The organism is uncultured Tateyamaria sp. (assembly GCF_947488715.1).
In the GTDB taxonomy this organism is placed as follows: Bacteria; Pseudomonadota; Alphaproteobacteria; order Rhodobacterales; family Rhodobacteraceae; genus Tateyamaria.
This window is the reverse complement of the sequence record NZ_CANLAG010000002.1, coordinates 552,773-567,263: the sequence shown is the minus strand read 5'-3', so window position 1 is coordinate 567,263 and position 14,491 is coordinate 552,773. Positions and strand designations below refer to the sequence as shown.

General features: G+C 59.0%; 14 protein-coding genes and 1 tRNA gene. 7 read left to right on the top strand and 8 right to left on the bottom strand.

The genetic code is table 11. The features are described from left to right. Nucleotides 1–92: 92 nt before the first annotated feature. The 8 genes from Q0936_RS07060 to Q0936_RS07025 form a co-directional block, all read right to left on the bottom strand. On the bottom strand, nt 93–284 hold the full coding sequence (locus Q0936_RS07060) for a hypothetical protein (RefSeq protein WP_299296815.1): 192 nt from the start codon (nt 282–284) through the stop codon (nt 93–95). Between the two features lie 439 nt (nt 285–723). Continuing rightward, the gene (locus Q0936_RS07055) at nt 724–951 is read right to left on the bottom strand and encodes a hypothetical protein (RefSeq protein WP_299145968.1); all 228 of its coding nucleotides are present in this window, start codon (nt 949–951) and stop codon (nt 724–726) included. Nucleotides 952–1,173: 222 nt separating this feature from the next. Next, a complete protein-coding gene (locus tag Q0936_RS07050) occupies nt 1,174–1,440 on the bottom strand; it encodes a hypothetical protein (protein ID WP_299377971.1) in 267 nt (88 codons plus the stop codon). Further along, on the bottom strand, nt 1,440–2,246 hold the full coding sequence (locus Q0936_RS07045) for a lysozyme (protein ID WP_299296811.1): 807 nt from the start codon (nt 2,244–2,246) through the stop codon (nt 1,440–1,442). The genes Q0936_RS07050 and Q0936_RS07045 overlap by 1 nt, the downstream gene beginning before the upstream one ends. A 66-nt stretch (nt 2,247–2,312) precedes the next feature. Then, nucleotides 2,313–3,098, bottom strand: a complete 786-nt coding sequence (locus Q0936_RS07040; protein ID WP_299296809.1) for a LamG-like jellyroll fold domain-containing protein — start codon at nt 3,096–3,098, stop codon at nt 2,313–2,315. After that, nucleotides 3,095–4,693: a hypothetical protein gene (locus Q0936_RS07035; RefSeq protein WP_299296807.1), complete on the bottom strand. Its 1,599-nt coding sequence runs from the start codon at nt 4,691–4,693 to the stop codon at nt 3,095–3,097. Before Q0936_RS07035 ends, Q0936_RS07040 begins: the two co-directional genes overlap by 4 nt. 73 nt (nt 4,694–4,766) lie before the next feature. After that, on the bottom strand, nt 4,767–5,213 hold the full coding sequence (locus tag Q0936_RS07030; protein WP_299296804.1) for a DUF4442 domain-containing protein: 447 nt from the start codon (nt 5,211–5,213) through the stop codon (nt 4,767–4,769). Between the two features lie 75 nt (nt 5,214–5,288). Further along, the gene (locus Q0936_RS07025) at nt 5,289–6,608 is read right to left on the bottom strand and encodes an ATP-binding protein (RefSeq protein WP_299296801.1); all 1,320 of its coding nucleotides are present in this window, start codon (nt 6,606–6,608) and stop codon (nt 5,289–5,291) included. Nucleotides 6,609–6,654: 46 nt separating this feature from the next. Between Q0936_RS07025 and Q0936_RS07020 the strand changes: the two genes are divergently transcribed. The 7 genes from Q0936_RS07020 to Q0936_RS06990 all read left to right on the top strand — a co-directional run bounded on the left by Q0936_RS07020 (nt 6,655) and on the right by Q0936_RS06990 (nt 14,490). Further along, nucleotides 6,655–7,575, top strand: a complete 921-nt coding sequence (locus Q0936_RS07020) for an MBL fold metallo-hydrolase (RefSeq protein WP_299296843.1) — start codon at nt 6,655–6,657, stop codon at nt 7,573–7,575. Nucleotides 7,576–7,647: 72 nt separating this feature from the next. Beyond that, nucleotides 7,648–7,722 (top strand) — tRNA-Asn (locus Q0936_RS07015). Between the two features lie 330 nt (nt 7,723–8,052). Continuing rightward, nucleotides 8,053–9,123, top strand: a complete 1,071-nt coding sequence (locus Q0936_RS07010; protein WP_299296799.1) for a helix-turn-helix domain-containing protein — start codon at nt 8,053–8,055, stop codon at nt 9,121–9,123. A gap of 77 nt (nt 9,124–9,200) precedes the next feature. Further along, nucleotides 9,201–9,404, top strand: a complete 204-nt coding sequence (locus tag Q0936_RS07005) for a hypothetical protein (RefSeq protein WP_299141228.1) — start codon at nt 9,201–9,203, stop codon at nt 9,402–9,404. A 328-nt stretch (nt 9,405–9,732) separates the two neighbouring features. Continuing rightward, nucleotides 9,733–12,612 (top strand): monovalent cation/H+ antiporter subunit A, encoded by a 2,880-nt coding sequence (locus tag Q0936_RS07000; RefSeq protein WP_299296796.1) that lies wholly within the window; start codon nt 9,733–9,735, stop codon nt 12,610–12,612. A gap of 1 nt (nt 12,613) precedes the next feature. Continuing rightward, nucleotides 12,614–12,958, top strand: coding sequence for a Na+/H+ antiporter subunit C (locus tag Q0936_RS06995; RefSeq protein WP_299141226.1), 345 nt, complete (start codon nt 12,614–12,616; stop codon nt 12,956–12,958). After that, nucleotides 12,955–14,490, top strand: coding sequence for a monovalent cation/H+ antiporter subunit D (locus tag Q0936_RS06990; RefSeq protein WP_299296793.1), 1,536 nt, complete (start codon nt 12,955–12,957; stop codon nt 14,488–14,490). The genes Q0936_RS06995 and Q0936_RS06990 overlap by 4 nt, the downstream gene beginning before the upstream one ends. The last annotated feature ends 1 nt before the right edge of the window (nt 14,491 follow it).

Below are 14,491 nucleotides of genomic sequence, written 5' to 3'. Positions count from 1 at the left end.
CTTCGCTCAGCACGCAAGCACGGGCCCCTTTTAGAAGTCGGGCGCTGTGCCCAACAACGAAAAAGCGAGGGCCGTGGCGACCCCCGCTTTTGTCAGTTTTGGTTGACTTCAACCGCTGCAAGTCGCTCACGGATTTCAGTCATTTCGCGTCGCAATTCTTGATTCTCGCTGGTGGACTCACGACGCATGCGCCGCATTTCCCACAGCGCTATCAAAGCAATTACCACCGAAATCAGTGCAGTGATCATTTCAACAACGTCTGGTGTTAAGAGTGTTTCTGGCATAGCCTGCCTCCAACAAGGGTGCCGGAGGCCTGAACTCTTTCGATTTCAAAATTGACATGGCTCTTCCTCTCGGCAAGGTCATGCCCAACTGCGATTGTTTGGCGTGGGGTTTATCCAATAGCTAGCCGTGATATGTGTCCCTATTGACCAGCCGATCGACAAAGGTTCATCACCCAATCAGTTCGCCCGCAGGTACGCTTCATGAGGTGTCCCACCTTTCGATCTCAATCTCAACCAGCCACACTCAGCCTCTTTTTCTAAGATTGAGCTTCTCGCACTACGTGCCTGCCTTTAAGTGCTCATCGGCCATTCCAAGCGTTCTGATTGTATTGGTTAAGGTGTGTTAACAGCCGGTCAATTTCAAGGCATCCGGCCATCAAAATGGCTATTGACTCGTTCTGAGCACTTTAGAAATTTCATCCCACAACAGTCGCGAACCCTACTTCGCCCCACCGCGCTCGAACAGCAACCGATCCAGCTTTCCCTCGATGCTCTGCAAACGCCGCTTGGTGTCGTCGTCAAAACTGTCGAGGCGCATTTCCTGCACCTTCAAATCCCCTCGGAGCGTGGCCTGCTCAACCGCGAGGCTCCAATAGGCCCCCGCACCAGCAACAGCCATGGTGATCATGGTCAACACGTTTCCGAGGGTTATCCGCTTGTCGAACATCTTTGGTCTTTCTGCGTTACTGCTTTCACGCGGTTGAAGCTCACGCATCGCGCCTATTGCCCCCGCTTGTCTTGACTGATTTCACCCCATCGGGCCGCGCTGGCCACCGTGTGGGCATCGCACTTGGCGCGGGTGTAGATCTGCGCCGAACATAGACGCGCGACCGTCCGGTCGATCTTTACCTGATCGTCACGCGTCTTGCCCTGTGCACCGGGCAGGCTGTCACCGACCACCCGGTGCAGGCCGTCGACATTGACCGGTCCCGAAGTCATACAAGAACCCGCCATCAACACATTCGAGATAGCCAAGATCAGCGCGAAACGCGTCCAGTTGAGCCGCATCGTTCACATCCTCAATTTCAGATTTCAGGTCAGCGCGCGCATCCGCCCGGATGTACGCGTAAAGGCCCAGGGCGACGCTCGCCGCCCCCAGGCCAAGCGCAACGACGGACGCACGACGTCCGAGGCCCAGCACCTGCAAAAGTCGCATCAACCTACACCCATCATGCACATGTCGAACTCGACGTTGCGGCGGTTGACCAGGCCGCGCACGACGCGCCCACCGGCCTTGTTCCACCAGGTCAACGCCTCGCATCCTCCCGCGATGTCACCCGCATTCAGACGGCGCGTGGCCGTGCTCTTGCGCACGCCACCCCAGCCGACGTTGTAGGACAGGCTGGCATAAGCCGCGTCCCGATGCCGCGTCAGGCGGCCAGCGATGGTGTCCGGTGTGAACCCCTTGCGGGTTTCGGACCAGTATTCGTGCAGCTCCTCGGACAGCAACGCATCACATTTGGCGGCCGAGAATGTTGTGCCGGCATGCACATCGGCGGCCGTGACCGTCCGGGTGTGGCCGTCGCAGATCGTTGCCACGCCCACCAGATCAAAATAAGCCGTCAGGCGTCGCCCCTCCCACTGCGACACATGCGGCGTCAGGATCGCGGCGGTTTCCTCATAGGTCGGGGGGCCGGAACTGTCCTCGACCACCGGTTCCGAAGGCTGCGGCCAGACACTCATGGCAAGCGACGGCACCGCCCAAAAGGCAAACAACAGAACGGCCGCAAAGATCCAGATCCGGCGGCGCCACGCGCCTTCCTCGGTTTGCTGGATCACCCGCCCCACGATGCCCCCGGCGATCACGACAATCTGCAACACGGACCACACAAAGGGGTTCGTGTCCCATGCGAAGGCCAAATAGATCACATCCGGTGCCAAGGTCACCGCCGCCAGCGCGTAGAACGCCCAAGCCGTGTATCCGATTGTCAGCGCGCGCCGCGCGTCTTGAACAAATTGCATTTCAGTTCTCCCATAGAAAAAGCCCGCACGTGGCGGGCCGGTTGCAGTTGAATTGAGGTTCGGGCGTCAGGTGATCGTCAGGCCCAGCACATTGCGCGCATAGCCTTCGATTTCAGCGCGCAAGTCGGCGTGTTCCGGCAAAGACAGATCCGCAGAACCATAGGCAATGTCGCTGACTTCCACGTCGTTCAAAGAGCCATCGCTGATGATATTGGTCGCAACATCAACGACCGCGCCTGCGTTGCTGTCGGTGACAAAGTCGGCACCATTGACGGACAGCCCCGCCGTTTTCGTAGCGGCGTTCCATGTGCCGATAACCAGCGTCCATTGATCCGGCACAAAACTGGCAACGGCCGTGGCCTCGGACCCGCTGGCCCCGCATCGCATGCGCACGCTGTTGTCCGCACCCAATTGCAGCATGTGGCGATTGCCGTCCGTGCCGGAATACATCAGGTATTCGTTGGTTGTGACCGCGCCGCTCTTGAACACCACGGCTTTGAAAAAGTCGCCGCCCACGGGAAACGGCGCGGATGCTGTCAGCGCATCATCGCCGCTTGTGAAGAACCGAAACGCCCCCCGGCCGTTTGGCCCGCCGTCCCGATCATAGGACGGTTGCGCGCCGATAATCGCCTGAGCCAAGGTTTCCACCGACCCGGATTTGCGGTTGGCGACCGAGGACACCAGCCCGTCGAATGTTCCGCCGGGCGCGTAGGTCAAACGCATGTCCAGCGCCGAGAACAGGGCTTGCGTGCGCGCATCATCGGCGATGGTTGCCCTGTAGCCCCGCAAAACAGGCAGGTTGGGGTTCTGCACAGATGTTGGGAACTGGAAATGATTTACTGCGTTCGTCATGAGATCACCTCTTTGAAGGACAGGGCATGGTTCATCAGCACGTAACCCGGCTCCGTCAAAGAGGCGGTGGCGTCTGTGTCGACAAGGTTGCCGTAGGCTTGGCTGTGGGCTTGCTCTGCGCCCGCGCCGGTATAGGCGTATTCCAGTGATGCGCCCGACGCAGGCGCTTGATCGAGCGTGATGGTGACAGTGCCAGTGCCACCTGCGCCATCGTCGGAAATCACAACCGATTGGATGGCTGCACCCCCGCTGTCGTTGATCACAAAGCCCTGGTTGACGGCTTGCGCGACGTTCTCTGAACTGAAGGTCAGCGCCCAGTGAGATGCGACGCCATCGTGCCGTGGCACGGTAAAGAACGGGACCGTGATTACAGCACCGGCCACACCGATGTTTGCCAAGTCAGGTGTTGGTGCATGCCGTGTGTCGCCGTACCGCTTCCAGTTCCGATGCGCCTTGGCGAAATACTCGCCTTTCAAGTCGTGGCCCAAGGCGTCCGGGTGCACGTTGTCGTTCAACGTCACCCAATAGGACGGGCCAATGATGTGAATGTCACCATGCGCCTCGCCCATGTCGAGTTGCGCGCGGGAAATCTCACTTGCCTCACCCTCGTTGAGACGAGGGGCCGCAATTTGCCAGTGGAACAGGTGAGCATCCTCGCCCTGCCCCGTCACCGCCTTGATGCGGGCGGTCTTGTCGTCCAGCAATTGCCGCAGGCTGGCGGCATAGGCCGCGCCGGTGATGCTGGCCGACCGGTCATTGGTTCCGCAGTTCAGATAGACAGTTTCGCAGAACAGGTCGCGGTCATAGACCGCCATCAATTCAGCCGTGCGGGCCAGCTCCGCAATGGCGTTTTCGAACTGGGTGTCGCCCTGTTGGATTTCGTCCAGGCGCTCACCCGACAAGCCGGAACTGCGCGCCGTCCAGACAGTGCGCTCGCCACCGTCCGCGTTCTGAAAATGGTTCATCATTTGCATAGCCGTCGCAAGCCCGGTCGTGCCAAGTGGCCCGTCCACCGCTTCAACAGCCGGTGCAAGATCACCTGCGGATGCTGGAACAAAAACAGTGTTTCCACCGCCTCGCAGGCCGCTGGACAGCATGAAACCCGTCACAGGCGTCAAAGCGGTCACATGGCGCAGATTGGTGCCGCCGGAACCAACGCCTGTGCTGTCGCTGGTTGCCAAGATGTGACTTGCTCTTGCGCGGCCCTCTTCGACCGCAACGGGCGGTGCCACCTTCTTGGACAGGTAGCCACGCGCAACACCCGAAACATCCGACATGTGCCGGTTCAGGTCTGCATTGTAGGGCGCACCACCCCAAACGTTGCCGGGGATCAGGGCCGACGACACGTCCTTTGCAGGCAGCCCATGCGCCGCCGCGATGCGCGATATGGTCGAGGCGTCAAGTTCCGCGCCCAACTCGCCCCGCCGGTTGAACTGCATCAACACCCTGTCGTCGTCGTCCAAAAAGGCAAAGATCTGCTCGAAGTCTTCATCGCCAGCCGTCAGCGCCACAAGACGAATGCCCGGAATCTCAAAGAACCCATCTCGGCCAAAACCGCCGTGGTCGCGCGTGGGATCACCCCCCGGGCCTACCAAATTACTGCCAAATCAATGCGTTAACTGTCTTCATGGGACAGAAGCAGCGCGATATGAGTGCGGAGCCCGATAGCTACGATTTACGGACGTGCCACCCGACGGTCATCGTGACGACAGTGTCGCCATCCGCGTCTCGAATATCAACCTGGATGTCGAACGCGATTTTCCCCACCTCTTCCAGTTCAGCCAGCAAGTCTGCCCCTGCCCGGCCTGTACTGGCATGTGCTTCCAATCGACCTTTGGCGACTTTGACGTATGAAATTGTGGCGCCGGACGCGACAGGTCGGACTTGAAAGATCATGGGTCCAAACGCACCTGCCAATGCGGCACCCGATGCGGCCTCTCCCAAGGTGAACATGGCGCCAGCATGCTGGGATTGGATGTGGTTGGACGTTTCGGAGCGTTGATCCAAGGCGGCGATACCAACCCCGTCTCCGACTTCGATCAATTCGACGCCGACATGGTTTGCAAACGGGACGGCCTGCGCCAGTTGGGTGCGGATCATTTCATATGGGGTCATGCGGGCGCTCCTGTACGTGTGATGGCGCAGCTAAAACCGTTTGCCACAAAGCGGCAAGCGTGCCGCAGCGGCACATCAGCGGGCAATCACGATATCCGCGCGCAAGCCTCCCAGCTTGGGGCTTTGACCCAAGCGCAAGGTGCCTCCATGCGCCCGTGCAATATCCGTTGCAATCGCCAACCCAAGACCAACGCCCGATCCCTTGTCCTGATTGCGCGCGCGGTCAAGGCGGGTGAACGGACGTTGCGCATCGGCGCGTTGCTCTTCGGGGATGCCGGGACCTTCATCTTCAACGCGGAAGCGCAGTGATTTTTCGGTCAACCGAACAGACACCTCGGCCCGCGCACCGTATCGCACAGCATTGGACACAAGGTTGTCCAACGCACGACGCATCGCCAAGGGTCGCAAACGCACCTGCCCCTCGCCTTCGACTTCGGTCAGCGTCACAGGCTGGCCCGCACGTTGCGCGTCGTCGACGATGGACCGGGCCAAGGCCACAGGATCCGTCAATTCCGGTTCCGCCTCACCATCACCTTTGGCAAAGCTCAGGAAGGCATCGATCATGCGCTGCATGTCTTCGACGTCTTGCTCAAGCGGGGCGCGTTCATCATCGTCCAGCATGGAAAGGGCGAGCCGCATACGCGTCAGTGGCGTGCGCAAATCGTGGCTGACCCCGGAGAGCATGAGGGTGCGGGTTTCGATCTGCCGTTCGATCCGGTTGCGCATGTCGACAAAGGCCGTACCAGCGGCACGTACTTCGGTCGATCCGGCGGGCACATAGGGCATGACCCGTCCCCGACCAAAAGCCTCTGCTGCATTGGCCAACCTTTTGATCGGGCGCAGTTGATTGCGCATATAGACAAAGGCAACAGCGGTCACGAGCACACTGAAAAAGATCATATTTACGAACAGTTGGTGTGGTGCAGCAGCAGAAACGCGCCGCCGGTCAAAGGACAACTCAACAGGCCCGAGCGCCGTGCGTGCAATCAACCGGACGCGCCGGTCGTCCGACAGGTCCACAACGGCGATTTCCTCCACCGCCCGTTGCAAGCGATCCGTAATGACGATGCCGGAGAAATCGTACCACGCGCGGGTGTTCCGCTCTCCCAACGCAGTGTCGGGCAATGGTGTAACCGTGATGGCCAGCGGTGCAACGATGTCTCTTGTTACCTCAGCGATCTCATCGCGGGTTTGCGCCATGTCGAGACGCATCAGAACCAGCCGCACCTCGCGCGCGGCCGCAACTGACATCTGCTGTGTGACTTCCTCAAAGTGTCGCTGTACAAACACCACGGAAACCACCAATTGCACCACGATCACGGGCAGCAAAAGGATCAGCGCCGCACGCGCATAGATACCACGGGGCATATAGCGTTTGAGCCATTGGAACGACATGGCGCTGACCCTACCCGCCTGCCACACAAGACGAAAGGCCAAGCCGCTGACACCGCCCGATGATTTTGACCCGCCTGTGGGCACACCCGAAACGCTTGCACCGGGTCTCCAGCGTATCGTTGCGCCCAATCCGTCCCCGATGACGTATCGCGGCACCAATACCTATGTTGTAGGGCAAACCAATCTGGCGGTCATTGACCCCGGCCCCATGAGTGACAGCCACCTTGACGCCATACTGTCGACCTGCACGGATCAGCGGCGCATCACCCACATCTTTGTCACGCACAGCCATCTTGATCATGCGCCACTCGCGCGGCCGTTGTCGCAAGCCACTGGCGCGCCGGTCTTGGCCTTTGGGGATGCAACCGCTGGCCGCAGTATGGTGATGTCGCAATTGGCGCAGGCCGGATTGAACGACGGCGGTGAAGGCATTGATACCGATTTCTTTCCCGATCAAACGGTTCAGGATGGCCAAGTCATTGCATGCGGTGACTGGGCGCTGCGCGTCATTCACACGCCCGGTCATCTGGGCAACCATATCTGTCTCGCTTGGGGGGATATCTGTTTTACGGCGGATCACGTCATGGGCTGGGCAAGCTCGCTTGTGTCGCCGCCCGATGGTGATCTGACAGATTTCATGGCGTCCTGTGCGCGACTGGCACAAGAACAGTGGCGGGTTTTCTATCCCGGTCATGGCGCACCGATCACGACGCCATTGGATCGTTTGGAATGGTTGATCACACATCGCCAAGCGCGTGAAGCAGCCATGTTGGATGCGCTGTCCGCTGGTCCGCAAACCGCAGACCAGATTGCTCAAGCGGTCTATTCGGATACGCCTGCCGCGCTGCTGCCTGCTGCGACACGGAATGTGTTGGCGCATCTGATTGATCTGATGGGAAAGTCTCAGGCAAAGCCGCTTGGCACACTGCACGCGCAGACCGCATTTGAGCGCATCGAACATGGGTGAAAAAATAATCTGAATCTTGGGTGCAAACCCTCTGGACGACCTGAATCGGCCTTGCTATACGGCTCAAACCGTTCCGGCGTAGCTCAGCGGTAGAGCAGTTGACTGTTAATCAATTGGTCGTAGGTTCGATCCCTACCGCCGGAGCCAAATCACCTTGAAATTAGCGACTTGAGTACCTGATCCAGGCAGGCGATTTGGTGTGGATAATTCTTCCCGTCATGTGGATGCTTCGGGATCGCTGCACCTCATTGGGCGATTCCAAAGGCTTGCGGTTTTCCACCACCAAACCGGCGCAATTATGCACGGCACGTCTGACGCCCTGAGCGACAACGCCAGTCTTCGAAACAAGCATACCACCTGTGCAAAGATCGAATTTTCAAAAATCGGCGGCTGTTTTTCAAGAAATCGGCGCGCCCCTCCTGGAAATGATAGGCTAAGTTCAGCATCAATTCGGTTGAGCCAAGGAGGTGCGGGTCGATGATGTATTTGGACCTTGCGTTGCGCGGCGGCGCAGTCACCATGTTGTTCATCTTTGCCCTGCTTATGTGGCGCACGCCCATCGGTTGGGAAGGACGCTTGTCCGTCGCAGCCCTTGCTGTGTGCAAATCCGCGTTTCTGGTCACACATGCCGCTCTGGTCCTTGATTTCCCGCCACTCGTGTACAGCAACTTGATCTTGCTCAGCGCATTGACGCCTGTGGCCATCACCTGGTTCATCGTCAGCATCTTTTTGGACGGCCCGACAATGCGGTGGCCCTGGGGCGTCGCATCCATGATCACCGCCGGGGCGTTCTACATCGAAATGACCGTGCCCGGTGGATTTGAGTTCTGCACGACCATTGCGAGTGCCTTGTACGGCAGCCTAGTGCTTATGGCACTCTGGACCGCGCGGGATGATCTGGTCGAGTGCCGATGCCGGGCGCGGCCTGCCTTTGCTGTGGCCATCGCCGGAATTGCCTTTGCCCTGACAGGTGCGCATGCCATCGGAGCGGTTAGCGAGGGGTCTGTCGTGTTTGCGCTTTTACAGTCAATCGGCACCTTTACCGTATGTGTGGCCCTTGCCCTTTGGCTGTTGTCGCCAGATATGGATCAGTGGCCGGGCCAAACGGATCCCGCCATGGAAAAACACATGCCAACTAGCAAGATCGCTGACGCGGACACGGCTTTGATTGGCCGGATCACGTCGGCGATGTCGGCGGGTATCTGGCGTGAGGAAGGTCTGACCATTGGCGCACTGGCGGCAAAGCTGTCGGTGCCAGAACACCGGTTGCGCCGCGCCATCAACCAAGGTCTGGGTCATCGGAATTTTTCCAGCTTCGTCAACCGGGCGCGTATCGAAGCCGCGCGGAACATGTTGCAGGATCCCGAGCACATGCATTCAACGATGCTGGAAATCGCCTACGATGTCGGGTTTTCGTCGATGGGGCCGTTCAACCGCGCATTTCGCGCCGAAGTCGGGTGTAGCCCAACCGAATATCGCCGCAATGTCCTGACAGACGGGCGCGCCGATTCTGAAAGGTCGTCGCCGATCCCTGCAAATCTTCATTGATTTTCAAACCTGACGCGCATGGGGCGTCGTGTAAGGCCAACTTCAGTTTCACACACATCGTAGAACGGAGATGTCCCATGCGTGAATTGACTTTGACCCTTGCGATTACCGTTGCGAGCTTGGCTCCGGCACAGGCCCAGACACTGCCCGCCCACGTTCCCTCGACCTATCCGCAGGCCGGTATGTTCTGTGGCGTCATGCAAATGTGCAATGCAAAGGCAAAAGCGCCAAAACCGACCGCGGCCGAGACGCAAGTCGCAGACCAGACCGGTAAGCAATAGCGCGACACCACTCAACACCACCGCGCCCGAAATCGCCTTTGCGACGGGCGCGGTCACTCATCGTTGCAACGCTGCTCGCGCGACGTGGTTGGTACTTTGTGCGCCAACAAATGATCCGCCTATCCCCTGCTCCGGACGGATCTTCAGCCGTCATCACGGTTGAAAAGAGCGGATTGCGCTGGATCAGCTACCCAAAAATACGCAAACAAACCGGCGTTTCCCGCAGCGGCCAAAGATGTCGCACGAAATTTTTCCGATTGCTCTTGCACTTGGCGCATTCTGATGCAGTTTCTTGCATGTCGTATACATTTCACGATCAGGAGCGTCCGTGTCTCTCTTTATCCTCGTTGCCCTTCCATTTCTGGGTGCGTTGCTGCCCGGCTTGATGAATGCCGCAGGGCGCGCTGCTTGCGCGGGGGTGACGTTCACCGTTTCGCTTGCCGCGTTCATCGGACTGCTGACCAACTTGCCCGCCATTCTGGCCGGAGAAGTGGTAACCGCCCGCGTCGACTGGATTCCATCGCTGGGTATGAATTTCACACTGATGCTGGACGGGCTTGGCTTTTTCTTTGCCCTGCTGATCCTCGGCATCGGCCTTCTGATCATTGCCTACGCGCGCCACTACCTCAGCCGCAATGACAACATGGGTGAGTTCTTTACCTATCTGTTGCTGTTCCAAGGTGCGATGGTTGGCATTGTCCTCAGCGATAACATCCTGCTTTTGCTTGTTTTCTGGGAACTGACGTCACTATCGTCGTTCCTGCTGATCGGCTATTGGAAACACCTGCCCGAAGGTCGTCAGGGCGCGCGCATGGCGCTGACTGTAACAGGCATGGGTGGGTTGGCCATGATTGGTGGCATGCTGATCCTGGGCCAGATCGCAGGCAGCTATGATCTGAGCGTCATCCTGCAGAACCGGGAATTGATCCAGAGCAGCCCGCTTTATCTGCCGGCGTTGATCCTGATCCTCTTAGGGTGTTTTACCAAATCGGCACAATTCCCGTTCCATTTCTGGTTGCCCCACGCCATGGCCGCACCGACACCCGTGTCGGCCTATCTGCACTCGGCCACAATGGTCAAAGCCGGGATTTTCCTGATGGCTCGGATGTGGCCCGTTTTGTCGGGTACGCCGGAATGGTTCGCAATTGTGACCACTGCGGGATTGGTCACCATGGTTTTGGGCGCTGTGATTGCGCTGTTCAAACATGATCTCAAGGCGCTTCTTGCGTTCTCAACAGTCAGCCACCTCGGGCTGATCACCATGCTCTTGGGAACAGGCACCGCATTTGGCGCAATGGCCGCCATGTTCCACATCCTCAACCACGCCACTTTCAAGGCTGCCCTGTTCATGTCAGCGGGTATCGTGGATCACGAGGCGCACACCCGTGACATCCGCCGTCTCGGCGGGCTGCGGACGCTGATGCCCATCACGTTTACCATTGCGACTTTGGCGGCGCTATCCATGGCGGGCATTCCCCTGCTGAACGGGTTCCTGTCCAAAGAAATGATGTTGGAAGAAGCCAATCACACAGTGCTGTTCGGCACCCCCTGGTTGGTGCCAGCGCTCGCGACGTTCGGATCGCTGTTTTCCGCCGCCTATTGCTTCCGTTTGATTGGCCATACGTTCCTCGGGCCTGTCCGCGACGACTACCCAACCAAGCCACATGATCCGGGTACTGGACTTTGGCTGCCACCAGCCTTCCTAGTGACATTGGTTGTGGTGATTGGCGTGGCCCCTTTCCTCGCAGAGCCGTTTGTCAAACTCGTCACGGCATCGGTGCTGGGGGATGCGGCCGAAGTGCCCAAAGCGTACTTCAAGATCTGGCACGGTCTGGTCCCCGCACTCTTTATGTCCATCGCCGCGGTGGTTGGCGGTCTGCTGATGATGGCGATCTTTAACCCGGCCTTGCGGTTCTGGGATGCGCTGCCGCGTCCTGAGGCCAAGGTGATTTTCGAAGCGATTGTGGCCGCCGCTGCCCGGCTGGCACAGACATTGATCCTGCCGCTGCACAACGGGTCGTTCACACGCTACGCCGCGATTGGCACTGTCGCTATTGTCGGTGCCGGATTTTACGCGTGGGCAACCGGCACGGTGGGCGCGCCGACCCGTGAAATACAAGCCGCAGGGATTGTCCCGATTGTCGGTTGGACGCTACTGGTCGCCGCGACCGTCGCTCTGGTGATCTTTCATCGCAATCGGTTCTTGTCCCTGATCCTCATCGGTATCGTCGGTCTGATGGTATCTGTTGGATTTGTCTTCTTCAGCGCGCCGGACCTGGCCATGACGCAGTTCACGGTCGAAGTGGTCACCATCATCCTGCTGCTGCTGGCGCTCAACTTCCTGCCCAACCGGACTCCGGTCGAAAGCTCCCTGCTGCGGCGGGTTCGGGATATGGGCGTCGCAATCGTGGGCGGCCTGGCCACGTTTGCCTTGGCGTTCCACTATTTGCTGCGTGACGCGGTGGACACGCCAATCTCTGAATTCCACCTCGCCAATTCATACAAAGGCGGCGGCGGCACCAACGTCGTCAACGTGATCCTGGTCGATTTCCGTGGCTTTGATACTTACGGCGAGATCATCGTTCTGGGGATTGCCGCGCTGCTGATCTATGCGCTGACCGAAACACTTTTGGATGGCCCGGTGCGTGCGCGTCTGTTGAACAGAATCCCGGATCAACCCCGCGCGGGCGACATGCATCCCATGATGATGGTCGTCCTGACCCGCGTGATCATGCCTGTTGTGCTGATGGTTGGCTTCTACATCTTCCTGCGGGGGCATAACGAACCGGGCGGTGGCTTTATCGCCGGTTTGATCGTGTCCATTGGCGTGGTGATGCAATACATGGCCAGCGGTTTCAGTTGGGCATCTGCACGCTTGAAATACCCCTATCACGGGGTCATTGGCGCAGGCGTTCTGGTCGCAGGCTTTACCGGCATCGGCTCGTGGTTTGTGGGCAAACCGTTCCTGACCTCCGATTTCACCTATGTGCGCATCCCGCCGTTTGAAAAGTTCGAACTGGCCACCGCCGCTCTGTTCGATGTGGGCGTGTTCCTGGCGGTTGTGGGCGCTGTGATGCTGTCATTGGAAAGCTTCTCGCGTCTTGCACGCCGCGCCCATACAGATGACAACGATCATCCGATGGACATCGACCCGTCACGCGATGAGGAAACTCCGCCGACCTCGGGCACCGCACAGGAGGGCGTGTGACATGGAATTGCTTGTTGCATCCGCCATTGGCGTTCTGACGTCTGCGGGTATCTACCTGATGCTGCGTCTGCGCACGTTCCCTGTGATCCTGGGCATCTCGTTGCTGACCTACGCGGTGAACGTGTTTCTCTTTGCGTCTGGTCGCCTGACCGTGGGTGCCCCACCTGTTCTGCGCGACGACATGACCGTTTACACCGACCCGCTACCGCAGGCGCTTGTGCTGACGGCTATCGTGATCTCCTTTGGGATGACGGCCGTGGTGGTGATGATCGGCCTTGGCGCATTTCTGGGCTCCAACGATGACCATGTCGACGACCAGCCCGAAGGATCGGAGGGCCAGCCATGACACATTGGATCATTGCCCCCGTTATTCTGCCGGCACTGTTGGCACCAACCGTTGTGTTGGCGGCGCGGTATCACATTGGCATCCAGCGGGTGTTTTCGGTGGTCGGCGTATTGGCCCTGATCGCGGTCGCGATTGGCTTGGCGCTGCAAACCGCCGATGGTAGCATCCTGCTGTATCAACTCGGCGATTGGGCCGCGCCCTTTGGCATCGTGCTGGTCGGCGACCGTTTGTCCACGATGATGGTGCTGCTGACAGCCGTCCTGGCCTTGTGCGTCCTGCTTTATGCAATTGGGTCCGGCTGGGATGATCGTGGGCGGCATTTCCACGCCTTGTTCCAGTTCCAGCTCATGGGCATCATGGGTGCGTTCCTAACGGGCGACCTGTTCAACCTGTTCGTTTTCTTCGAGGTGCTGCTGATCGCGTCCTACGGTCTGATGATCCACGCAGGTGGCAACGAACGCCTGCGTGCAGGCGTACAATACGTGCTGTTCAACCTCATCGGGTCGACCCTGTTCCTGTTTGCGCTCGGCTCCATCTATGCCGAGACAGGCACGTTGAACATGGCGGACCTCGCCAACCGCGTGACCATGATCGACGCAAGCGAAACGGTTGGCATACGGGTGGCCGCGGTGCTTTTGCTGCTGGTGTTTGCGATCAAAGCCGCGCTGGTGCCTTTGCATTTTTGGTTGCCATCCAGCTATGCGGAGGCCCCTGCCCCCGTTGCCGCCCTTTTTGCGATCATGACCAAGGTTGGCGCCTATGCGATCATCCGGGTCTACACATTGATCTTCCCGCCTGACCTCGAGGTCACAGCAGGGTTGCACGACACGTGGTTGCTGCCTGCCGCCTTGGTTTCTTTGGCGATTGGTATGGTGGGTGTGTTGGCGGCAAAACGGCTGGACCGGCTGGTCGCATTCTCGGTAATCGGGTCCATGGGCATGGTCATGGTCGTGATCTCGCTCTTTACGGAAACGAGCATGGCGGCGGCGCTCTACTACATCGTCCACTCGACGCTTGCCGGTGCGGCACTGTTCCTGATTGCGGACCTTGTGCGCACAGGACGCGGCACGCTTGCGCTGGAACCGGAACCGCCCCTGGCTGGCGCTGCATTGACCGCTGGTCTTTTCTTTGCCGCAGCCATCGCAATGGCCGGCCTGCCACCGCTGTCCGGTTTCATTGGTAAATTGCTGGTACTCGACGCAGCTTTCGGTGCCGACCAAGCGGTCTGGATCTGGGCCACCGTGCTCATCTCCAGCCTGATCAGCATCCTTGGCTTCGCCCGCGCGGGCAGCGTGATCTTTTGGAAAGCCCAAGGCATGGAGCCCGTCGAGACGCAACACAGCCAACCCAGTGCATTGTCTTATGTGTCGGTCGGGGCGCTGTTGGCATTGCTTGTGGCGCACACGGTTTTTGCCGGTCAGGTCCATAGTTACACCGGCACAATGGCTGCACAACTCTTTGCCTCCGAACCCTATGTGACAACGGTGGTGGAGACGCCCGGCAAACTCAGCACACCAAAGGAGGGCTACTGAC

Excerpts from the sequence above, each read along its gene's own strand:
- Q0936_RS06990 (WP_299296793.1), top strand. The coding sequence starts at position 12,955 with ATGACACATTGGATCATTGCCCCCGTTATTCTGCCGGCACTGTTGGCA.
- Q0936_RS07045 (WP_299296811.1), bottom strand. The coding sequence starts at position 2,246 with ATGCAATTTGTTCAAGACGCGCGGCGCGCGCTGACAATCGGATACACG.
- Q0936_RS07050 (WP_299377971.1), bottom strand. The coding sequence starts at position 1,440 with ATGCGACTTTTGCAGGTGCTGGGCCTCGGACGTCGTGCGTCCGTCGTT.
- Q0936_RS07025 (WP_299296801.1), bottom strand. The coding sequence starts at position 6,608 with ATGTCGTTCCAATGGCTCAAACGCTATATGCCCCGTGGTATCTATGCG.
- Q0936_RS07055 (WP_299145968.1), bottom strand. The coding sequence starts at position 951 with ATGTTCGACAAGCGGATAACCCTCGGAAACGTGTTGACCATGATCACC.
- Q0936_RS06995 (WP_299141226.1), top strand. The coding sequence starts at position 12,614 with ATGGAATTGCTTGTTGCATCCGCCATTGGCGTTCTGACGTCTGCGGGT.
- Q0936_RS07040 (WP_299296809.1), bottom strand. The coding sequence starts at position 3,098 with ATGACGAACGCAGTAAATCATTTCCAGTTCCCAACATCTGTGCAGAAC.
- Q0936_RS07060 (WP_299296815.1), bottom strand. The coding sequence starts at position 284 with ATGCCAGAAACACTCTTAACACCAGACGTTGTTGAAATGATCACTGCA.
- Q0936_RS07005 (WP_299141228.1), top strand. The coding sequence starts at position 9,201 with ATGCGTGAATTGACTTTGACCCTTGCGATTACCGTTGCGAGCTTGGCT.
- Q0936_RS07010 (WP_299296799.1), top strand. The coding sequence starts at position 8,053 with ATGATGTATTTGGACCTTGCGTTGCGCGGCGGCGCAGTCACCATGTTG.
- Q0936_RS07030 (WP_299296804.1), bottom strand. The coding sequence starts at position 5,213 with ATGACCCCATATGAAATGATCCGCACCCAACTGGCGCAGGCCGTCCCG.